Origin of the sequence: Streptomyces sp. NPDC048331 (assembly GCF_043201215.1) — a bacterium.
Taxonomy (GTDB): domain Bacteria; phylum Actinomycetota; class Actinomycetes; order Streptomycetales; family Streptomycetaceae; genus Streptomyces.
The window spans coordinates 335367-355153 of record NZ_JBICYT010000003.1 but is presented as its reverse complement, the minus strand read 5'-3'; the positions used below and the strand labels follow the sequence as shown (position 1 = coordinate 355153).

Below are 19787 nucleotides of genomic sequence, written 5' to 3'. Positions count from 1 at the left end.
CTTCGGCCCCTCCGGCGGGCGCTCCCGGCGTGATGCCGGCTTCGAGCGGGTCGAGCCGAAGGCGCCTGCCGGACAACACCCAGGTCAGGCGCCTTCCTGCGGCCCTAGAAGAAGCCGAGACGCTTCGGCGAGTAGGACACCAGGAGGTTCTTCGTCTGCTGGTAGTGCTCCAGCATCATTTTGTGGGTCTCCCGGCCGATGCCCGACTGCTTGTAGCCGCCGAAAGCGGCGTGCGCCGGGTACGCGTGGTAGCAGTTCGTCCAGACCCGGCCCGCCTGGATCGCACGGCCCGCGCGGTAGGCCGTGTTGATGTCCCTGGTCCAGACGCCCGCGCCCAGGCCGTACGCTGTGTCGTTCGCGATCCGGACGGCGTCCTCGAAGTCATGGAACGAGGTCACCGACACCACCGGACCGAAGATCTCCTCCTGGAAGATCCGCATGCGGTTGTCGCCCTCGAACACGGTCGGCTCGACGTAGAAGCCGCCCGCGAGGTCGCCCTCCAGCTGTCGGCGCTCGCCGCCCGTGAGGATCTTCGCCCCCTCCCGCCGGCCGATCTCCACGTACGACAGGACCTTCTTCAGCTGCTCCTCGGAGGCCTGTGCCCCGATCATCGTGTCCGTGTCCAACGGGTGCCCCGGCACGATCAGTTCGGTACGGGCGACGGCAGCGTCGAGGAAGTCCCCGTACCGGCCCCGCTCGACCAGGGCGCGCGACGGGCTCGTGCACACCTCGCCCTGGTTCAGGGCGAACATGGTGAAGCCCTCCAGGGCCTTGTCGCGCAGGTCGTCGTCCGTGGACCAGATGTCGTCGAAGAAGAGGTTCGGGCTCTTGCCGCCGAGCTCCAGGGTGACCGGCTTCAGGTGCTCGGCCGCGTACTGCATGATCAGCCGGCCGGTGGCCGTCTCCCCGGTGAAGGCGATCTTCGCCACCCGAGGGCTGGACGCGAGGGGCTTGCCCGCCTCCTCCCCGAAACCGTTGACGATGTTGACCACGCCCGGCGGCAGCAGGTCCGCCACCAGGCTCAGCCAGTAGTGGACGGAGGCCGGGGTCTGCTCGGCCGGCTTGAGGACCACGGTGTTGCCCGCCGCCAGCGCCGGGGCCAGCTTCCACACCGCCATCAGGATCGGGAAGTTCCACGGGATGATCTGACCGACCACGCCCAGCGGTTCGTGGAAGTGGTAGGCGACGGTGTCGTCGTCGAGCTGGCTCAGCGCGCCCTCCTGCGCCCGCAGGGCTCCCGCGAAATACCGGAACTGGTCGACGGCCAGGGGCAGGTCGGCCGCCAGGGTCTCGCGCACCGGCTTGCCGTTCTCCCAGGTCTCCGCGACCGCGAGGGCCTCCAGGTGCTGTTCCGTCCGGTCGGCGATGCGCAGCAGGATCGACGCCCGCTCGGTCGCCGAAGTACGCCCCCACCCGGGCGCCGCCGCGTGGGCCGCGTCCAGGGCCCGCTCCACGTCCTCGGCGGTGCCCCGGGCGACCTCCGTGAAGACCTGGCCGTTGACGGGGGAGGGGTTCTCGAAGTACCGGCCACGGGCGGGCGGAGCGTACGCGCCGCCGATGAAGTGGTCGTAGCGGGGCGCGTACGTCATGAGCGCCCCCTCGGTTCCGGGCGCAGCGTAGCGGGCCATGGTGTCCTCCCCTTGCCGGGCGCCGGCCGCCGTCGGACAGCGCTCGGACGGAGGCTAGGAGCGGGCAGGTTGCGGATACGTTGCACGCGTCCCGGCGCGAGGGTCCGGACGTGTGCCGAGCTCCCGGTCCAGGGCCTGTACGCGGGCCAGCGCGGCCGGTCGGCGCTCCGGCGGCAGCGCCGCCGCCAGCGCCCGCCACGCCTCCGGATCGTCCGCGCCCCACGGGCCGCACACCCAGTCGGTCAGCAGCCCGGCATCGGCCCGCGCGATCACCGCAGCCCGCGCCTGGTCCTCGATCCGACGCCGCAGCCGGACGATGCCCGGCGCCGTGGACGCGGGCAACAGCGGCCCGGGGTAGTGGTGGAGGGCCGCGGACACCGCCCCGGCGGCCAACTGCCGGGTCAGGGCGGTGAAATCCGCCTCCAACGGCGCGGCGGTCCGGTACGGGCGCGAGAGCGGCGCCGACGGTCCGAGCAGGGCGCGTAACCGGGATATCTCGGCGCGCAGTGTCACCGGTGACACCGACTCGTCCTCGTACAGGGCGATCGTCAACTCCTCGCCCGAGAGGCCTTCGCGGTGGTGCGCCAGCAGCGCCATGATTTCGCTGTGCCGCCGTCCCAGTCGGAGCGTGCGACCGGCGGTCACCAGCAGCGCCTCGTCCTGACCCAGTGCGGTCAGGGTGTCCGGGGCGGCCGGCGGTTCCGGTGCGAGCAGGGTCAACTGGGCTTCCGCCGCCCGGGCCACCGCTCGAACGAAGCCGAGGGAGTGCGGGTGGGCCAGGCCGTCGCCCCCGGTGATGTCCACCGCGCCCAGCAGCCTGCCCGTCCGGGGATCCCGCACCGGGGCCGCCGCGCACGTCCACGGATGCGCCCGACGGCTGAAGTGCTCGGCCCCGAAGACCTGCACCGGCTCGCCGGTCGCGACCGCCGTCCCGGGGGCGTTGGTCCCCATCGCCGACTCCGCCCAGCGCGCGCCCGGGACGAACCCGAGGCCCTCGGCGCGCCGCAGGGTGCCCGGTTCGCCCTCCACCCACAACAGGCTGCCCCGGGCGTCGCACACCGCCAGCAGGTGCGCCCCCTGCGCGGCGAACGCCCCGACGAGATCTCGGAACAGCGGCATCACCGGGGCCAGCGGGTGCTCCTCCCGGTACGACCGCAGCTCCGCCTCCGCGAGTTCCACCCGCGGCGCGCATTCCGGGCTGAGCCGGGCCCGCGCGCACCGCCGCCAGGACCGCGCGATGACCGCCCGCACCGGGGCGTCGACCCGCCCGTCGCGTGTGAACGCGGCATGGGCGCGCCGTAGTTCGCGGGTGCGCGCCGCCGGATCGGCCCCGCCCGGCAGCGCCACCGACGGATCGCCCATGTCACCCTCCCGAGGTGCCGCGCGGTGCGGGCTACGGACGTACGGAGCCGCGGAGTGGTCGAGCGGCCGCTCCGCCGAGTTGCGGCTCCGCCGAGTTGCCGAGCCGTCGAGTCGTCGAGTCGTCGAGCGTCTCCATCGTCGTCCGGGGATCGGGTCCCGGCAAGCAGTACGTCGGCCAGGGCGGCGGCGGTACGCGGCTCGCGCGGGCCGAAACCTCACCGGGCGGGATCGGCCTCCGACGCCGAGCCGGGGTCCGGCGCGGAAGGGCCCGACGGGATCCACCGCCCCTCCTCGCGGTGGTACGGCCACCAGCGTCCCTCCCGCCCCAGCCGGAGCTGGCGGTCGGAGCCCGCCCGCGTCCAGCGGGCGCGGACCCGGCGGAGCACCGGAGCCTCCCCGTCCGCCCAGGCCGTGGCCAGGGCCGCCCGGGCGCGGGCCAGTGTGCTCCGGTCCGGCGTCCAGTCGTCCTCCAGCGCCGCGAGGGCCGGGGCCGCGCCGAAGCCCCAGGCGCGTACGGCCAGTTCCATCTCGGCCCGGCTGCGTCCGGTAGCCGCCGCCAGGCGGGAGCGGACCCGGACGTCATCGGCCTCGGCAGTGAGGCGTACGGCGTCCTCGGTGAAGGTGAGCGGGGCCGCCGGCGCGCGATCGGCGTGGCCCGGAGCCAGGGCCTCCGCGAGCCGCCGGTAGGCCTCGGTCACGGCCGCCTGGGCCAGGAACTCCACCGCGTCCACATCGAGCGGCGGTTCCGGTTCCGCCTCGGTGTCCAGCGTCGGCGGCTGGCCCGGCGCCTCGGGCAGCTCCGGGAGCGGGGGCAGCGCGGGGCGTGGATCGTCGGCCGCGAAGACCTTCGCCGCCGGGACCCCCTCGTCGACAGGCCCGTCCGGGGCCTCCGCTTCCGCCTTCGCCCTGCTCCGGTCCGCCAGATCCTCCACCAGCTCCCGCTCGCCCCGGCCCCGCAGGAGCAGCAGGACGAACGGGTCCTGGTCCAGCAGCCGGGCCACCTGGTAGCAGAGTGCGGCCGTATGCGGGCAGTGGTCCCATTCGCCGCAGTCGCAGCGCGGATCGAGGTCTCCGAGGCCGGGCAGCGGATCCACCCCGGCGGCGGCCGCGTCCTCGGCGAGTTCCGGCGGCACCTCCCGGTCGAGCAGAGCCGCGATGTGCCCGGCCTCCGCGGCCGCCAGATCCAACAGCCGGTTCCATTCCGCTTCCGTGAACTCCTGTACCAGCACGTCCGTCCGGTGCGCGGTCCCGTCCGGGTCGCGCACCACCGCGGTGATCCCGCCCGGACGTACCGACACCGCGCCGACCGCACCCGACCGCGCGTACCGGCGGCCCTGCTTGACCTGCGTCCCGTCGAGCGCGCTGTCCTCCAGGGCGCGCAGCCAGGCATGACCCCACCAGGTGTGGGCGAAGCCGCGGCCGCGGGTGGGCGGCACGGCCGGGAAGGTCTTCTCGTCCGGCTCGCGGTCGCGGTCGCGGTCCGGGTCGCGGTCGCGGTCCGGGTCCCGGTCGCGGTCCGGGTCCCGGTCTCGGTCGCTGTCTCGGTCTCGGTCTCGGTCGCTGTTTCGGTCCCGGCCTCGGATGTTCATCACTCACTCCCCGCGCGTGGTCGGGCGCAGCGCCACGAGTTCGGCCAGTTCGGCATCGGTCAGTTCGGTCAGCGCGCCCTCGCCGCCCGCGAGGACGGCGTCGGCGAGGGCCCGTTTGCGTGTGAGGAGCTGTGCGATCCGGTCCTCGACGGTGCCTTCGGCGATGATGCGGTGGACCTGGACGGGCTGGGTCTGGCCGATGCGGTAGGCGCGGTCGGTGGCCTGTTCCTCGACGGCCGGGTTCCACCAGCGGTCGAAGTGGATGACGTGCCCGGCCCGGGTGAGGTTCAGCCCGGTGCCCGCCGCCTTCAGGGACAGCAGGAAGACCGGGACCTCGCCCGCCTGGAACCGGTCGACGAGCTCCTCACGGCGCGGCACCGGCGTCCCCCCGTGCAGCAACTGCGAGCCGATCCCACGGGCCTGCAGATGCCGCTCGATCAGGCGGGCCATGGCCACGTACTGGGTGAAGACCAGCACCGAGCCGCCCTCCGCCAGGATCGTGTCCAGCAACTCGTCGAGGAGTTCCAGCTTCCCGGAGCGAGCGGCGGCGCTGCCACCGGAATCCTTGGCACCGCGGACCGTGGGGTCGTGTTCGCGCAGGTAGTGGGCAGGGTGGTTGCAGATCTGCTTGAGGGAGGTCAGCAGCTTCACCACCAGACCGCGCCGTTCCATCCCGTCCGACTCCGAGATCGCGGCGAGGGTCTCGCGTACGACCGCTTCGTAGAGCGAGGTCTGCTCGGGGCTGAGGGTGACGGTGTGGTCGGTCTCGGTCTTGGGCGGCAGCTCGGGCGCGATGCCGGGGTCGGACTTCTTGCGACGCAGCAGGAACGGCCGCACGAGCGCCCCGAGCCGGGCGGCGGCCTGCGGGTCACGGCCGCTTTCGACGGGGTCGGCGTAGCGGGAGCGGAAGGTACCGAGGCGGCCCAGGATCCCGGGGGTGGTCCAGTCGAGGACGGCCCACAGCTCGGAGAGGTCGTTCTCGACGGGGGTGCCGGTCAGGGCCACGCGGGCCGGGGCCGCAATGGTGCGCAGGGCCTTGGCGGTGGACGCACGCGGGTTCTTGACGTGCTGGGCCTCGTCGGCCACCACCATGCCCCAGCGGACGGCGGCGAGTTCGGGCGCGTCCAGGCGCATGGTGCCGTAGGTGGTGAGGACGAAGCCCCTGCGGAGGTCGGTGGGGTCGGTGAGGTCGGTGGCATCGGTGGCATCGGTGGGGTCAGGAAGGCCGGTGAGTCCGGTGAGGCTGCGGCCCGGGCCGTGGAAGCGGCGTACGGGGGTGCCGGGGGCGAACTTCTCGATCTCCCGCTGCCAGTTGCCCAGCAGAGAGGCTGGGCACACCACCAGGGTGGGTCCGGCGGTGGTGAGGTCCGTGGGCCGGTTGCGGTGCAGGTGGAGCGCGATGAGGGTGACGGTCTTGCCGAGGCCCATGTCGTCGGCGAGGCAGGCGCCGAGGCCGAGCGAGGTCATCCGGGCCAACCAGCGCAGGCCGCGCAGCTGGTAGTCGCGCAGGGTGGCGCGCAGCTCCGGCGGCGCTCCGACGGCGGCGGGGTCCTCCTGCGGGTCGGCGGTCAGCCGCGCACGCAGTCCTTCCAACGGGCCGGTGGCCGCTACGTCGACCCACTTGCCGTCGATCTCCGCCGACCCGGTGAGTACGGCGGCCAGCGCCTCCGCGGCCGCGATCTTACGGTCCTGGCGGGCGCGGGCCCGGCGGGCCTCGGCGGGATCCACCAGGACCCACCGGTCGCGCAGCCGGACCAGGGGGCGCTTCGACTCGGCCAGGTGGTCGAGCTCGGCCCGGGTCAGATCGCCCTGGTCGCCCAGGGCGTGGCGCCAGCTGAAGGAGAGCAGGGCGCCCGGGGAGAGCAGACCGGAGGGGCGGGTGCTCGCGGCGGTGTCGTCGGCCGAGCCGAGGACGGCCCGGGCGCTGAGATCGCGCAGGAGACCGCGCGGCCAATGCACCTGGACCCCGTCGGCGCCCAGGGCGGCGCCGGCTTCGCCGAGCAGCTCCGTGACCTCCTCGTCGGCGAGTTCGACCCTGTCCGGGACGGCCGCGCCCAGCAGCGGGTCGAGCGAGGGCCACAACCGGGCGGCGCGGCGCAGGGCGCGCAGCGCGTCCATCCGGGCCCCGGGCGGGAAGGCGGCCGCGGTGGCTCCGGATCCGGCCCAGACGTCGGCGGCGTCGGCGACGAGGGCGGCGTCGGCCAGGCTGTGCAGCTGCAGGACGGCGCGGAAGACGGGGGCGGATTCGGGCGGATGTACCGCGCCCGGATCGGGGACGCGGTCGAGTTCGACCCGCAGGGAGATCCGCACCCCGGCGTCGTGCGCGGCGGCGACCTCGGCGACCCATCCGCGCAGTTCGGGGTGGAGCCGCGGCGGGCGGTCGGCGTAGGAAGGCCCCCCGGCGGCCGCGCGGGCGGCGGGGGAGCGGGGGAGGGTGTCGGCGACGGCATCGAGGAAGGCCCGCAGCAGCGGCTCCGGTGCGGGCAGCCGGGGCGGCCCGTCGACGTTCAGCGGCACGCAGTGGGCGGCGGGCGGCATGGCCGCGGCCAGCCCGCGGATCTCTTCGAGGTCGGCGGCGTCCAGCGGCCCGATCCGCCAGGCGTCGTGGCCGGCGGTACTCAAGCCGGGCAGGAGCCGGCCGCGCGCGGCGAAGCGCAGGGCGAGCAGCGCGGCGGCGCCCCAGAACGCCGCGGCGTCGGCCCCGGTCGCTAGGGCGTCGGCCTCGGCCGCCGAGGTGTCGGTCCCGGTCGCCGCGGTGTCGGCCTCCGCCGCGACGGACCGGGCGCGGGTGAGCAGGGGTAGGGCTTCATCCATGGACAGGACGAGCGCGGCCACGGTGGCCCGACGCAGGTCGGGAGTGATGACCGTGAGCGCCTCCCGGCTGCCCTCGACGTCGGCGACGGGGGGCCGGCCGTCGGTCCGCATGAGGGCGATCCGGCCGCCGCGGGCCGGGTCCGCGGGAAGGAACACGGCGGAGTGGTGGATGAGGCCGGAGATCTCGGAGCGCACGCATTCCTCAAACTTGACTACTGGGTACGGGGTGGCCGAGGGTACCCCACCGCGGGCGCCCGGCGACGGGGGCGCGGCCGTGACCCGGGTCACTTCGAAGGCCGTTCGGGTGTCGGGGAACGCGCGGTCGTGACGGTGCGTTGAGCGGGTGGTAGTGGTCGACGGCAGAAGGAGGTGTCCGCAGATGTCCACGAGCGGAAAGATCGCGGTTGCCGGAGTCGTGGCAGCCATCGCGCTGTTCTGGACCGTGGGGTTCTGGGCGGGGTTGCTGGTCCTGATCGGAGTGCCGCTCGCCGCCTATCTCCTGTTGGACCCCTCCCAGCGGCGTCGGTTGCGAGGCGTGTCCAGGAAGCAGATAGGCCGCTGAGGGCAGCCGCCGCGCGGTCCCCCTTCCGGGCGGCCGGGCTCCGGCTTCGGCGCGGAGCCCGGCAGGACCGCGGGGCGGGGGTCCGCCTGGGTGCGTATCCGCTCCCTCGCGGTCACGCTCGAGCGGTGCGGCCTGCCCGAGCGGTGCGGCCCGCCCGGGCGACGGCAGGGTCGGGCGGCGCCGCTGACGACGACCGGGTCAGGGTCTGGGTCAGGGTCGGGCGGCGCCGCGCGCGACGACCGTCGGGTCAGGCGGCGCTACTCGCGGCGACCGGGACGAGATCGAGGTCGAGGTCCGCTTCGAGCAGCATCTGGGACGCGTGGTCCACGAGGTGCCGGAGTACCGGCACGTAGGTCTCGTCGCCGCCCAGTTCGTCCAGGATGCGGTGCCCCTCGGCGCGGAACGCGTCGATCTCCGCCCGGTACCGGTCCAGGGCGGTGGGCGTTCGTAGCAGCCCCTCCAGTTCCGTCCTGGCCTGATGTGAGCGCCCGGCGGTGGCGCACAGGCCCAGGATGTGCTCCCGGTGGTCGGGTGAGGCGTCCTCGACGACGGAGGCGAGGAGATAGGTGACGGTGCCGTTGAGCAGGTCTTCGTTACGACCGGACAGGATGTCTTCCTGGTCGTTGAATATTTGCCAAAGGATGCCGAAGACGTAGCCGAATTCCCGCCACAGCTCCACCCGCTCGGCCGTCGTTCCCGAGAATATGGCGGCCATTGCCGTGATCATTCCGAAGGGGGCGCCGGACTTGCCGCGGTACGTCTCGACCACCGATTTCCGCGAGGCGCCGCAGATGTCCCCGCGCATGTCGTCGATCTGCCCGTCGACGCCGATGATCCAGCCGTTGAGGATCTCGGTTATCAGCGCACCGCGCGCCGACTCCGGGAGATCTTGCGACATGAGGATCTGAATGGGCAGGGAGTTTCCCGTGATGACGGAGGCGAGCAGTGCTTCGTTCTCGGTGAGCTCGCCGGAGATGGAGGCGCCGTCGGCGTCCGCCAGGTCGTCGAGATAGCAGGCCGAGGTCCACCACAGCAGATGCACGGCGGACAGCGGAATGGCTGGTTTCGGATTGCCGGTCTCTATGCCGTGCGTGAGGAGCGGCAGCACCGACAGGGGATGTCTCAGTTTGCGGTGCTCCAAGAGCTTGGCCACCGAGTTCCTTGTCGTGCCGGCCAGAAGGCCGAGGCGCGCCAGCGCGGTGTCGATCTCCGCGTCGATGTCCTGCGAAACTTCCCGGTGCAGGTCCAGGTAGGACATGGAATTCAAGAATGGCCTCCGTCGTGGAATGGGCCGCGGGTGCGAGGTGCACACCTTTGCGCCGCGTGACTGGCCGATTCGATCATTCCGGAGGAAGGGGATCCAGAGCGATTTCCGGCCTCATCGGCCGGATCTTTTCGATGAAGAGGGGTCGGTGCGGCCCGTGCCTGGGATCGGGCGTCGACGAACCGATCGGTATGGGTCGCACATCCCGCCCGCTGTCGCCGTCACCGCCGACGCCGCCCGCTCCGGCCCCGGCTCATGACGGGCGGACCGCGATCCGGTCCAGCTCCGTCAGTAGGTCCGCCAGGTCGGGCAGGTCCGGCAGGTCGTTCCCCTCGCGGGGGACGGTGAGCACCTCGCTCGGTTCCTCGTCCAGCAGGACGAAGGCCGCCTCACCGGTACGCGCCACCAGCGACCAGCCGGGCCCGTCCACCCGAAGCGTCCGCGCCCCCTCGCCGGCGAAGGAGGACCGCACCCGGCCGAGCGGCGGCGGGGTCTTCGTGTACGCCAGGGCCTCTTCCAGTGCCCGCGAGAGCCCCGGATGCGCGGCGGCGGCCGCCCCGCCGTCCGTGGCCTCGCGCTCCCGCCAGTCCGCCCATTCCCGCGCGATCTGGTCCGCACCCATCCGCCGCTGCACCGGACCCCATGCGTCCGCCGAGGGTGGGGCGAGCGGGACCCGCCCGGTACCGTCGGCTCCCTGCGCGGGATCGTGCGGCTCCGGGATCCCCGACGCGGCCACCGACAACTCCAGCGGCCAGCCCGCCAACGAGACCACGATCGACCGCTCGTCGGGGGACAGGTCGTACTCCATCCCGCAGTCCCAGGAGGCGATGGCCGTCGCGACGAGCGAGACGTCGTCCACGACGACCGTCCAGCGCGCGCCCTCCTCGTCCTGGCCGAGCACCAGCCCGTACCCCTCCCCGCCCGGCGCCACGCCCAGCAGGGCGCAGGCCTCGGGGAAGTCGTCGCCCAAGATGCTGGGGAACTGCGCCGGGGTCAGCAGCACAGCGGTCAGCACGTACAGCGAGCCGCCACCCTCGTCGTCGGACACCTGGCCTCCTGGTAGCTCTCTCGTCGGCGCACCTTAACCAGCGGGTAACCCGCCCGTCGAGAGCCGGCGGGACACGATTTCCAAGGCTGCTACCTGCACGTAGAGTTGGGGACCCGCCACAGAAAGGGACACCAGGTGCAGCGTTACGATCGGCTGAGGGAGATCCTCCGTCTCGATCCCGACAAGGATTTCCTCGCCATCTACCGGCTCACCGCCACCTACGAGTTCCCCTGGGACTTCGCCCGCGCCCTGGAACTCGCACTGTTCCGGACCTACGCGGTCCCCAGCATCGGTGGCCTGCTGGCCGAGACGGCCGAGTTCACCGACCGCACCCAGAAGCGGTATGACGACACCGCGCTGCTCCTGGACGCGGTCGTCGAGCACGGCTTCGAGAGCGACACCGCGCGCACCGCCATCCGCCGCGTCAACCAGATGCACCGCAGCTACGACATCTCGAACGAGGACATGCGGTACGTCCTGTGCACCTTCGTGGTGATTCCGGCGCGTTGGCTGGACGCGTACGGCTGGCGTCCGCTGACCCACCACGAGCGTCGGGCCTGCGCGAACTACTACGCCGCCCTCGGCCGTCATCTGGGCATCACGGACATCCCGGGCTCCTTTGAGGAGTTCGAAGCCACCCTCGCGGCCTACGAGGAGGCCCACTTCGGCTGGGACGAAGGCGCCCGTGAGGTCGCCGACGCCACCCTCGACCTCATGGCTTCCTGGTACCCGGCGCCGGTCGCCCCCGCCGTGCGGCGCGCGAGTCTCGCCCTCCTCGACGAGTCGCTCCTGGACGCCTTCCGGTACGCGGCCCCGCCCGCCCCGGTTCGGCGCCTCGTCCAGGGCGCCCTGTGGCTGCGCGGCCGGGCGGTACGGCTGCTGCCGCCGCGTCGGGCCCCGCACTACGCTCGCCAGAACCCGGAGATCAAGGGCTACCCGGACGGCTACGACGTGGGTGAGCTCGGCACGTTCCCCGTGCCCGGCTCGGGCGGCTGCCCCGTGCCGCATCCCCGCCGGCCCGCCGGAGCCGAGGCCCAGCCTCCGGCCTGATCCCGGGCACCTCCGCGGACCCCGGGCGAGGTGTCGACGTACCGGCGTATGTCACGGGTGACGCACGGCCAGCACCAGAAAGCGGTCGTCGTCGTCCGCGTACGAGGTCATGTCCCAGCCCGAACCGCTCATCAGCGGGCCGAGGTTGTGCTCGGCCCGCATGTCGTCCGGGGTCAGCTCGCGGCCGTGGCGCGCGGCGAGGGCCGCTCGCCCGATCGGGTGGAACAGCGCGAGCCCGCCACCGGGGCGGACCACCCGGGCGAGCTCGCGCAGATTCGCCCCCGGGTCCGGCAGGTGGGCGATGAGACCGGCGGCGAACACCGCGTCGAGCACCTCGTCGCGCACGGGCAGCCGGGCCACGTCGGCGAGCAGCAGGGCGCCGTCGGCGTCCCGCCCCGCCCGCCGTGCGGCGGCCAACATCTGCGGGGTGAGGTCCACGCCGAGCACGGTCCCGCCCGGTCCGACGGCGGTCCGCAGCGCGGCCATGGCCCGCCCGGTGCCGCAGCCCGCGTCGAGCACGCGGTCTCCGGGCCGCAGTCCGAAGTCGGTCACGGCGGTGGTGAACGCGGGCCCGTCCCCGGGGAACTTGCGGTCCCAGTCGGCCGCGCGGGCCCCGAAGAACTCCTGCACGTGTGTCCGGTCTTCGCTCATGGGCCCATGATCCCCCACGGCGGTCCGCCCGCGTCTCAGTGGACCGTGTGCAAGCTGGCACGTGGTGCGATCGGAGATGAACGTAGCTCTGTCATATTCCAGCAGTTCCAGCTGCTTTCGAAATGCGCCCCCTGTTCGCGCCCTCACCCGGACTAGCGTCCCGTGGCCATGGGACACCTGGGACATCTGGACCACGCCGCCTATGGGTGGCTGACACCCGTGCTGTCATATGTGATGGCATCGATCGGCGCCGCCCTCGGGCTGCGCTGCACCGTCCGTGCGCTCGCCACCACCGGAGCCTCTCGCCGCAACTGGCTCCTCACGGCCGCCTCCGCCATCGGCACCGGCATCTGGACCATGCACTTCGTCGCGATGCTCGGCTTCGAGGTCACGGGCACCGAGATCCGCTACGACGTGCCGCTCACGATCCTCAGTCTGCTCGTCGCCGTGCTGGTCGTCGGTGCCGGCGTCTTCGCCGTCGGCTACGGCAAGGAACGCGGGCGGTCCATGGTGCTGGGCGGCCTCACCACCGGACTCGGCGTCGCCAGCATGCACTACCTGGGCATGGCGGCCCTGCGACTGCACGGAGACGTCTCCTACGACCCGCTCACCGTCGGGCTCTCGGTCGCCATCGCCGTGATCGCCGCGACCGCCGCCCTGTGGGCCGCGCTCAACATCAAGTCACCGGTGGCGGTCGCCGTCGCCTCGCTCGTCATGGGTGCCGCCGTCAGCAGCATGCACTACACGGGGATGATGGCCGTCGCGGTCGGCGTCAGTCCTTCGGACGCGGTCCTGCCCGGCGCCACGGCCATGCAGTTCATCTTCCCGCTCGCGGTCGGTCTGGGCTCCTACCTGTTCATCACCGCCGCCTTCGTCGCGCTCTCCCCGACGGTCGACGAGCGCGCCGCCTCCGCTTCGGCCCGGCACGTGGGGGAGCGGACCATGACAGCCCACTGACCGACAACCGGCGACGGGTACCGGTCCCGCGCACCGACCGCGTGCACCGGCCGGGCGCACCGCCGGTGCACCGGCGGCGTCCACCGGCCGGTGCACCGGCGGTCCCCGACCCCGGCCCCTCGGCCGCGCACGGGCCGTCCGTCGACCGCCCGGATCCCGCGCCACCGCACCGCACCACCGCGCACCGGCCGCCACCCCCTGGCCCCCCTGGCCCACCGCCCCATCTGCCCCCGCCCCACCGCACCCGTAGGCACCGCCCGGAACGAGGAGCCCATGCGAACACCCCGCAGAAAACCGGAAGCAGCGGCGCCGAGGCTGCCCGCGCCCCCGGCACGCGGCCGCCGGGCCCACGCCGGGCCGCCGGCCGAGGAACCCGCGGAACTGCGGGACCACCCGAGCTACCCGCCCGCCGCGCGCGCGAGCGGACCCCGGCCCCGACTGCGGCTGCGTCCCGCCACGGTCCGCGCGAAGATCGTTTCGCTGCTGATGGTCCCGGTCGTCTCGCTCCTCGCCCTCTGGGCCTTCGCCACCGTCAACACCGCCCAGGACATGGCCCGGCTCGGCCGCGTCCACCAGGTCGACACCGAGATACGCACGCCCGTAGCGGCCGCCGTCACCGAGCTCCAGGCCGAGCGCCGCGCCGCCGTTCGGCTCCTCGCCGACCCCGCCTCCGACCAAGGCGCCCTGGACCAGCAGGGCCGCCGGACCGATGCCGCCGTGCAGCGGCTGCGCCTCGGAGACCGGCACACCGTCGCGGACTCGGGCGACTACCGCTCCGACATCGTGGTCCGGCTGGAGGCGTTCGTCGCCGCCGCCGAAGGCCTGGGCTCCTCGCGCAAGGACATCGTCGACCGCCGCGCCACCCCCGAGGCGGCCTACACGATCTACACCCGCGTGGTCGACTCCGCCTTCGCCGTCGGCGGCGCGCTGACCGGTGGGGAGAAGGCCGAACTCGGCCCCGACGCCCGGGTCCTGCTCGAGTTCTCCCGGGCCGCCGAACTGCTGTCCCGCGAGGACGCGCTGCTCGCCGCCTCCGGCCCGCGCACCGCCGAAACGCTTCGGCAGCTGACCGGCGCCGTCGAGTCCCGCCGCGCGCTCACCGAATCCGCCGCACGCGACCTCCCCGCCGACCAGCAGGCCGTCTGGGAGTCCGCCGCGAAGAGCGCGGCCTACGCCGACCTCACCGGCGCCGAGGACCGGGCGCTGGCCGCCGGTACCGCCAAGGAGAGCCGTGGGGTGCCCGCCGGATGGGAGGCCGCGTACCTGGCCGTCGCCTCCTCGATGCGGGAGGTCGAGGCGGGGGCGCAGGTCGCGGCCGCCGACCGGGCCGACCCGTTCACCGAAGGGGCGCTCACCCCGGCCGGGGCCGCCGTGCTCCTGGGCCTGGTGGCGGTCGCCGCCTCCCTCGTCATCTCGGTCCGGATCGGCCGGGCCCTGGTCGTCGAACTCGTCTCGCTGCGCAACACCGCCCTGGAGATCGCCCACCGCAAACTCCCGCAGGCGATGGAACGGCTGCGCGCCGGCCAGGAGATCGACGTCGCCTCCGAGACCCCGCCCGGGCCGCCGGCCGAGGACGAGATCACCCAGGTCGGCGAGGCGCTCGGCACCGTCCACCGGGCCGCGCTCAGCGCCGCCGTCGAGCGGGCGGAACTCGCCGGCGGGATCTCCGGCGTCTTCGTCAACCTCGCCCGCCGCAGCCAGGTCCTCGTACACAAGCAGCTCACCCTGCTCGACTCGATGGAGCGGCGTGCCGACGACCCGAACGAACTCGGCGACCTCTTCCGCCTCGACCACCTGACCACCCGGATGCGCCGGCACGCGGAGAGCCTGATCATCCTGTCGGGTGCCACCCCGGGCCGGGCCTGGCGGATGCCGGTCCCGCTCACGAACGTGGTGCGGGCCGCCGTCTCCGAGGTCGAGGACTACCCGCGCATCGAGGTGCGGCAGTTGGCGGAAGCCGCCGTGGTCGGGGGCGCCGTCGCCGACCTCACCCACCTGCTCGCCGAACTCATCGAGAACGCCGCCCAGTTCTCCCCGCCGCACACCAAGGTCAGGGTCAGCGGCGAACCCGTCGGGGCCGGTTACGTCCTGGAGGTCGAGGACCGCGGACTCGGCATGGGCACCGAAACCCTCGGCGACGCCAACCGTCGCATCGAGCAGTCCGAGTCGCTGGACCTCTTCGACAGCGACCGGCTCGGGCTCTTCGTGGTCAGTCGGCTCTCGGCGCGCCACGGAGTGAAGGTGCACCTGCGCACGTCGCCCTACGGTGGCACCACCGCGGTGGTGCTCCTGCCCAACTCCATGCTCCAGAGCGCGATCACGGCGGGAGCCCCTGCCGGAGCCCCCGCCGGAGCCCCCGCCGGAGTCCCGGCCGCCGGAGCTTCCGCCGCCGCTGCCGCCCACGGTTCGGCTTCGGGCTCCGCCGCGGCCCGGGAGACCGACCCGGCCGCGCGACCGGAGCCGGCGGCGCCCGCTCCGGGCCGTGCCCCGTCCCCGGCCCCGGCCCGTGCCTCGTCCCCGGCCCCGGCCCGTGCCTCGTCCTCGTCCTCTTCCGTGTCCTCCTCCCCGGCTCCGAAGGCGGTCGCGCAGGCCGAACAGCCGCCCGCCATCACCGTCGTACGGGAGGACGCGCAGCCCGAGGCTCCCGCCCACGCCCAGGCCCCGGCCCCGAAACCCGTGGGCGAGGAGCCCCGCCCGGCCCCGGTGGCCTCGCTCCGGCCGCGCGCCGCCGGTGGCGCGGGCGCCCGTACCCGGACGGCCGCCGCGGCGCCCCCGGCCTCTGTGACGGAACTGCCGCGCCGGGTGCGCCAGGCCAGCCTCGTTCCGCAGCTCCGGGAAGCACCCACCCCCCAGGCCCCGGCCGCGTCCCGGCCACCCGAGGAGCCGCCGGGCCGCAGCCCGGAGCAGGCCCGGGACCGGATGGCGGCCTACCGGGCCGGCTGGGTCCGTGGCGCCCAGGAGAACTCCCCTCACTCAGGTAGCGAAGGAGAAGTGTGATGATCGAACACCAACGGATCGACCTCGACGGCGGCCGCAGGTCCGGCGAACTGGACTGGCTGCTCGACGACCTGGTGCTCCGGGTCCGCGAGGTCCGGCACGCCGTGGTCCTCTCCAACGACGGCCTGGCGGTCGGCGCCTCCAGCGCGCTCAGCCGGGAGGACGCCGAGCACCTGGCCGCCGTGGCGTCCGGATTCCACAGCCTGGCCAAGGGCGCGGGCCGGCACTTCCATGCCGGGGGCGTGCGCCAGACGATGGTCGAGATGGACGACGGCTTCCTGTTCGTCGCGGCCGCCGGCGACGGTTCCTGCCTGGCCGTGCTCAGCGCCGCCAGTGCCGACATCGGCCTGATCGCCTACGAGATGGCCCGACTGGTGAAGCGGGTCGGCGAGCACCTCTACACCCCGCCCCGGTTCGCGGCGCGCCCGCCGGCCGCAGGCTGAGGGCGGCGGTCGGGCACATGAACGGCCAGTGGTACGACGCCGAGGCGGGGCCGCTCGTCCGTCCGTACGCCATGACCGGCGGGCGTACGAAGCCGGGACCCCACGGGGTCCGCTTCGACCTGATCGCGCTGGTCGTGGTCGATCCGGACGGGACGGACGAGGTGGCCGAGTCCCTGCTGGGCCCCGAGCACCGGGCGCTGCTCGGACTGTGCCGGTCCGAGACCCAGTCGGTGGCCGAACTCGCCGCCGACGCCGACCTGCCGGTGGGGGTGGTGCGGGTGCTGCTCGGGGACCTGCTGGAGGGCGGGCACGTCAAGGTCAGCCGGCCCGTACCGCCCGCACAACTGCCGGACGAGCGGATTTTGCGTGAAGTCATCGAGGGATTGCGAGCGCTTTGATGGGACAGCATGACGACCGATCTGCCGGACCGGCCCCGGGCGTGGACCCCGGTCCGGGCGAGGACCCCGAACTGGCCGCGCTCGCGCTGAAGATCCTGGTCGCGGGCGGCTTCGGGGTGGGCAAGACCACGCTGGTGGGAGCGGTCAGCGAGATCCGGCCGCTGCGGACGGAGGAAGCGCTGAGCGAGGCCGGTGAACTGGTCGACGACACGGGTGGTGTGGCCCAGAAGACGACCACGACCGTGGCCATGGACTTCGGGCGGATCACCATCCGATCCGGGCTGTCCCTGTACCTGTTCGGCACGCCGGGGCAGGACCGGTTCTGGTTCCTGTGGGACGAGCTGTCGCAGGGCGCGCTGGGCGCGGTGGTCCTCGCCGACACGCGGCGGCTGGAGGACTGCTTCCCGGCGGTGGACTACTTCGAGCACCGGCGCATCCCCTTCGTGGTGGCCGTGAACTGCTTCACGGACGCCCGGCGGTTCGGGGCGCACGACGTGTCGCGGGCGCTGGACCTGGAGCAGGGGACCCCGGTGGTGCTGTGTGACGCGCGGGACCGGGACTCGGGGAAGGAAGTCCTGATCAGGCTGGTCGAGTACGCCGGGCGGGTGCACACCGCCCGGCTGCTGGACTCGGTGGAGCCGCAGGCCGATTCCGTGTGAACCGGCCGGTCGGCGGGGGCGGATGTCAGTCGGCGATGCCGGCGAGGGCGATCACCTTGGCGATGGGCACCCGGACGAGGAGCTCGGTCGGGACGGCGTTGCGGCGACCGAAGGCCTCCCCGTGCTCCTCGCCCATGTACCGGGCGCCGATCCGGGTGGCCCAGGTGAGCAGTTCGTCGGGGCCGTCGCCGTGCTCGGTGATCTCGGCACGCCCCTCCAGGATCACGAACGAGAAAGGCGGCCGGTCGTCGTCCACGCAGAGCGCGACCCGGCCGTCGCGGGCGAGGTTGCGCCCTTTGACGGTGTCCTTCCCGGTGTTGAAGACGAAGGAATCGCCGTCGAGCACGAACCAGATGGGAGCGATGTGCGGACTTCCGTCCGCGCGCACGGTGGAGAGCTTTCCGGTGCGGCTGGAGTGCGAGACGAATGCCCGCCATTCCTCTTGAGTCATCTTCTTCGCCATGGGGACATCCTCCTTGCCCGAAAGGCGCTGGTGGGGAAGGCTTGCGGCACGAGTACGCGGGGTGGGGCGCGGCCGAGTGGCCGACGTCGACGGGGAGGGGCTGGGAATGGCACTGGACAAGCAACTGGACTGGCTGCTGGACGACCTGACGCGCAGGGTCCAGCAGGTGCGGCACGCGGTGGTGTTGTCCAACGACGGCCTGGTCACGGGGGCGAGCGCGGGGCTGGCGCGGGAGGACGCGGAACACCTGGCCGCCGTCGCGGCCGGCCTGCAGAGCCTTGCCAAGGGATCCGGTCGCCACTTCCGGGCCGGCGAGGTACGGCAGACGATGATCGAGTACGACGAGGGAGCCCTCTTCGTCATGGCGGCGGGCGCGGGCAGCAGCCTGTGCGTGCTCAGCGCCGCCGAGTCGGACATCGGCCAGGTCGCGTACGAGATGACGCTGCTGGTCAACCGGGTGGGCGAGCACCTGGGTGTCGCGGAACGACGCATCACCGGCGGCTGAGTCGCATCGAGCGGAGCCGGGCCCGGTCGGGCCGGGGCGGGCAGGGGTGGGCGGGGCCGAGTGCGATGCCGCTCGGGGAGTTGTCCACAGGCCTCGCGGGGTGTCATTGCGTTGAGTTACGTTCTTCACACAGAGTAATCGCTGCTCGTGGGGGAGGACCGTGATGACGCAGATGGGGATCGCACTTCGGGACGACATGGCCGGCGGTGCCGCGGACGTGCTGCTGGGAGGCGCGCAGGCCGCCGATGAACTGGGGCTGAGCCGAGGCGAGTTCGCCAGGGCCGTCCAGCTGGGGATCGTCCGGGCCGGGCCGCGCGCCCTCGGCGGCGCCGCGCGCTACGCACGGGCAGAGCTGGACCGGATCAGGTCGGCGGCGGGCCCGCCGGGCGCGCTGCGCGAGCAGGTCGAGACGGTGGCCGGGGCGGAGGCCGCGGCCGAGGTGGTGGGGGTCGGTCCGAGCCGCTTCACACGGCTCGCGCGCTGCGGGCACGTGACCCCGGTCGGCTATCGGATCAACCGGTACCGGGCCGTGGTGTGGCTCTATCTGACCACGGAGCTACGAAGCTTCGCCGCGCGTGAGCCCGCACTGCTGCGCGGCATCGCGCCCTCGGCGGACCGGGAGCTGATGGCGGCCAAGTCGGATCTGCGCCCGCGCAAGTGGCGTGGGCGGCACATCGGGTTGCTGCTGGGACGAACCGCCGACCCGTGGGAGCGTGCCGCTGTGCTGGCCTCCGTGCTCCCCGAGGACGAGCTGCTGAAGGCCGTGCCCGACCCGGGGGAGCGGATCCTCCTGGCCGCCCTCGGCCCGCCCCCGCCGTACGGGCACCCGCAGGTTCCGGCGGCTGCCGAGGTGGCAGCGGGACTGCTGAAGGCCGGCCCGCCGGACGAGATCCACTGGTACCGCACCAGCCTGGACTTCGCCCTGGCGGGGGCGCGGGGTCAGTCGAAGTCGACGGGGGAGAGGGGGCCGACGTAGACCCAGGCTCCGCCCTCGCGGGAGAAGCCGCTGTGCTCGTGCAGCGAGCCGGTGTGCCGGCCCTCGCGGTAGTGGGCGCGGAACTCCACCGAGCCCTCCGTCTCGAACATCCCGCCGCGCTCGGCTGCGAGGATCTCCAGCCGCTCCCAGCGCTGTTCGGGATCCAGGTCGAGGCGGTCCGGACGGGTGTCGGGGTGCCAGGAGCGCAGCAGGTAGGCGGTGTCGCCCACGGCGAAGGCGCTGAACCGGGAGCGCATCAGCCGCTCGGCGGTGGGCGCCGAGCGAGCACCGGAGTGGAAGGGGCCGCAGCACTCCTGGTAGGGGGCGGGCAGCCCGCAGGGGCAGGGGACGGCAGGGGTGGGCATGGGTGTGCTCAGTTCTTCGGGGTGGGCTCGGACGTCCGGGTGGGCCGGGTCTGCGG

The 19787-nt window shown here is 73.5% G+C and carries 18 protein-coding genes; 9 read left to right on the top strand and 9 right to left on the bottom strand.

Translation table 11 applies throughout. From position 1 onward, the window contains the following. Positions 1 to 104: 104 nt before the first annotated feature. The 4 genes from ACGFYY_RS07570 to ACGFYY_RS07555 all read right to left on the bottom strand — a co-directional run bounded on the left by ACGFYY_RS07570 (position 105) and on the right by ACGFYY_RS07555 (position 7588). Positions 105 to 1628: an aldehyde dehydrogenase family protein gene (locus ACGFYY_RS07570; RefSeq protein WP_393707561.1), complete on the bottom strand. Its 1524-nt coding sequence runs from the start codon at positions 1626 to 1628 to the stop codon at positions 105 to 107. 54 nt (positions 1629 to 1682) lie between these two features. Further along, positions 1683 to 2990: a GAF domain-containing protein gene (locus tag ACGFYY_RS07565; RefSeq protein ID WP_393707560.1), complete on the bottom strand. Its 1308-nt coding sequence runs from the start codon at positions 2988 to 2990 to the stop codon at positions 1683 to 1685. Between the two features lie 215 nt (positions 2991 to 3205). Further along, positions 3206 to 4579, bottom strand: coding sequence for an SWF or SNF family helicase (locus ACGFYY_RS07560; RefSeq protein ID WP_393707559.1), 1374 nt, complete (start codon positions 4577 to 4579; stop codon positions 3206 to 3208). A 3-nt stretch (positions 4580 to 4582) separates the two neighbouring features. Continuing rightward, positions 4583 to 7588: a DEAD/DEAH box helicase gene (locus ACGFYY_RS07555; RefSeq protein WP_393707558.1), complete on the bottom strand. Its 3006-nt coding sequence runs from the start codon at positions 7586 to 7588 to the stop codon at positions 4583 to 4585. A gap of 184 nt (positions 7589 to 7772) precedes the next feature. On the opposite strand from ACGFYY_RS07555, the gene ACGFYY_RS07550 reads away from it, so the two are divergent. After that, on the top strand, positions 7773 to 7955 hold the full coding sequence (locus ACGFYY_RS07550; RefSeq protein ID WP_030767739.1) for a hypothetical protein: 183 nt from the start codon (positions 7773 to 7775) through the stop codon (positions 7953 to 7955). A 247-nt stretch (positions 7956 to 8202) separates the two neighbouring features. Here ACGFYY_RS07550 and ACGFYY_RS07545 read toward each other — a convergent pair whose 3' ends face one another. Together ACGFYY_RS07545 and ACGFYY_RS07540 are read right to left on the bottom strand one after the other, a co-directional pair. After that, the gene (locus tag ACGFYY_RS07545; protein WP_393707557.1) at positions 8203 to 9213 is read right to left on the bottom strand and encodes a polyprenyl synthetase family protein; all 1011 of its coding nucleotides are present in this window, start codon (positions 9211 to 9213) and stop codon (positions 8203 to 8205) included. 259 nt (positions 9214 to 9472) lie between these two features. Beyond that, positions 9473 to 10267: a hypothetical protein gene (locus tag ACGFYY_RS07540; RefSeq protein WP_393707556.1), complete on the bottom strand. Its 795-nt coding sequence runs from the start codon at positions 10265 to 10267 to the stop codon at positions 9473 to 9475. A 135-nt stretch (positions 10268 to 10402) separates the two neighbouring features. Between ACGFYY_RS07540 and ACGFYY_RS07535 the strand changes: the two genes are divergently transcribed. Next, positions 10403 to 11317, top strand: coding sequence for an oxygenase MpaB family protein (locus ACGFYY_RS07535; protein WP_393707555.1), 915 nt, complete (start codon positions 10403 to 10405; stop codon positions 11315 to 11317). A 51-nt stretch (positions 11318 to 11368) separates the two neighbouring features. Here the strand turns inward: ACGFYY_RS07535 and ACGFYY_RS07530 are convergent, their stop codons facing one another. Then, complete coding sequence (locus tag ACGFYY_RS07530) at positions 11369 to 11968, bottom strand: class I SAM-dependent methyltransferase (protein ID WP_393707554.1); 600 nt, start codon at positions 11966 to 11968, stop codon at positions 11369 to 11371. Between the two features lie 177 nt (positions 11969 to 12145). Here ACGFYY_RS07530 and ACGFYY_RS07525 point away from each other — a divergent pair, with 177 nt between their 5' ends. The 5 genes from ACGFYY_RS07525 to ACGFYY_RS07505 all read left to right on the top strand — a co-directional run bounded on the left by ACGFYY_RS07525 (position 12146) and on the right by ACGFYY_RS07505 (position 17422). Next, positions 12146 to 12925: an MHYT domain-containing protein gene (locus ACGFYY_RS07525; protein WP_393707638.1), complete on the top strand. Its 780-nt coding sequence runs from the start codon at positions 12146 to 12148 to the stop codon at positions 12923 to 12925. Between the two features lie 273 nt (positions 12926 to 13198). Beyond that, positions 13199 to 15922, top strand: a complete 2724-nt coding sequence (locus tag ACGFYY_RS07520) for a nitrate- and nitrite sensing domain-containing protein (protein WP_393707553.1) — start codon at positions 13199 to 13201, stop codon at positions 15920 to 15922. Continuing rightward, positions 15922 to 16365 carry a roadblock/LC7 domain-containing protein gene (locus ACGFYY_RS07515; protein ID WP_365266429.1) on the top strand — a complete coding sequence of 148 codons (444 nt, stop codon included), beginning with the start codon at positions 15922 to 15924 and terminating at the stop codon, positions 16363 to 16365. The genes ACGFYY_RS07520 and ACGFYY_RS07515 overlap by 1 nt, the downstream gene beginning before the upstream one ends. 17 nt (positions 16366 to 16382) lie before the next feature. Beyond that, positions 16383 to 16763: a DUF742 domain-containing protein gene (locus tag ACGFYY_RS07510; RefSeq protein ID WP_393707552.1), complete on the top strand. Its 381-nt coding sequence runs from the start codon at positions 16383 to 16385 to the stop codon at positions 16761 to 16763. Next, positions 16760 to 17422, top strand: a complete 663-nt coding sequence (locus tag ACGFYY_RS07505; protein WP_375137936.1) for an ATP/GTP-binding protein — start codon at positions 16760 to 16762, stop codon at positions 17420 to 17422. The genes ACGFYY_RS07510 and ACGFYY_RS07505 overlap by 4 nt, the downstream gene beginning before the upstream one ends. A 25-nt stretch (positions 17423 to 17447) precedes the next feature. On the opposite strand, the gene ACGFYY_RS07500 is transcribed toward ACGFYY_RS07505, so the two are convergent. Then, on the bottom strand, positions 17448 to 17885 hold the full coding sequence (locus tag ACGFYY_RS07500; protein ID WP_393707551.1) for a PPOX class F420-dependent oxidoreductase: 438 nt from the start codon (positions 17883 to 17885) through the stop codon (positions 17448 to 17450). Positions 17886 to 17991: 106 nt separating this feature from the next. On the opposite strand from ACGFYY_RS07500, the gene ACGFYY_RS07495 reads away from it, so the two are divergent. Both ACGFYY_RS07495 and ACGFYY_RS07490 read left to right on the top strand, forming a co-directional pair. Then, positions 17992 to 18390, top strand: a complete 399-nt coding sequence (locus ACGFYY_RS07495) for a roadblock/LC7 domain-containing protein (RefSeq protein WP_030009154.1) — start codon at positions 17992 to 17994, stop codon at positions 18388 to 18390. Between the two features lie 163 nt (positions 18391 to 18553). Beyond that, on the top strand, positions 18554 to 19366 hold the full coding sequence (locus ACGFYY_RS07490; protein WP_393707550.1) for a DUF6397 family protein: 813 nt from the start codon (positions 18554 to 18556) through the stop codon (positions 19364 to 19366). On the opposite strand, the gene ACGFYY_RS07485 is transcribed toward ACGFYY_RS07490, so the two are convergent. Then, entirely contained in the window at positions 19330 to 19731 is a 402-nt protein-coding gene (locus ACGFYY_RS07485) for a YchJ family protein (protein ID WP_365266417.1), read from the bottom strand. The two genes, ACGFYY_RS07490 and ACGFYY_RS07485, sit on opposite strands and share 37 nt — an antisense overlap. Positions 19732 to 19787: the final 56 nt, after the last annotated feature.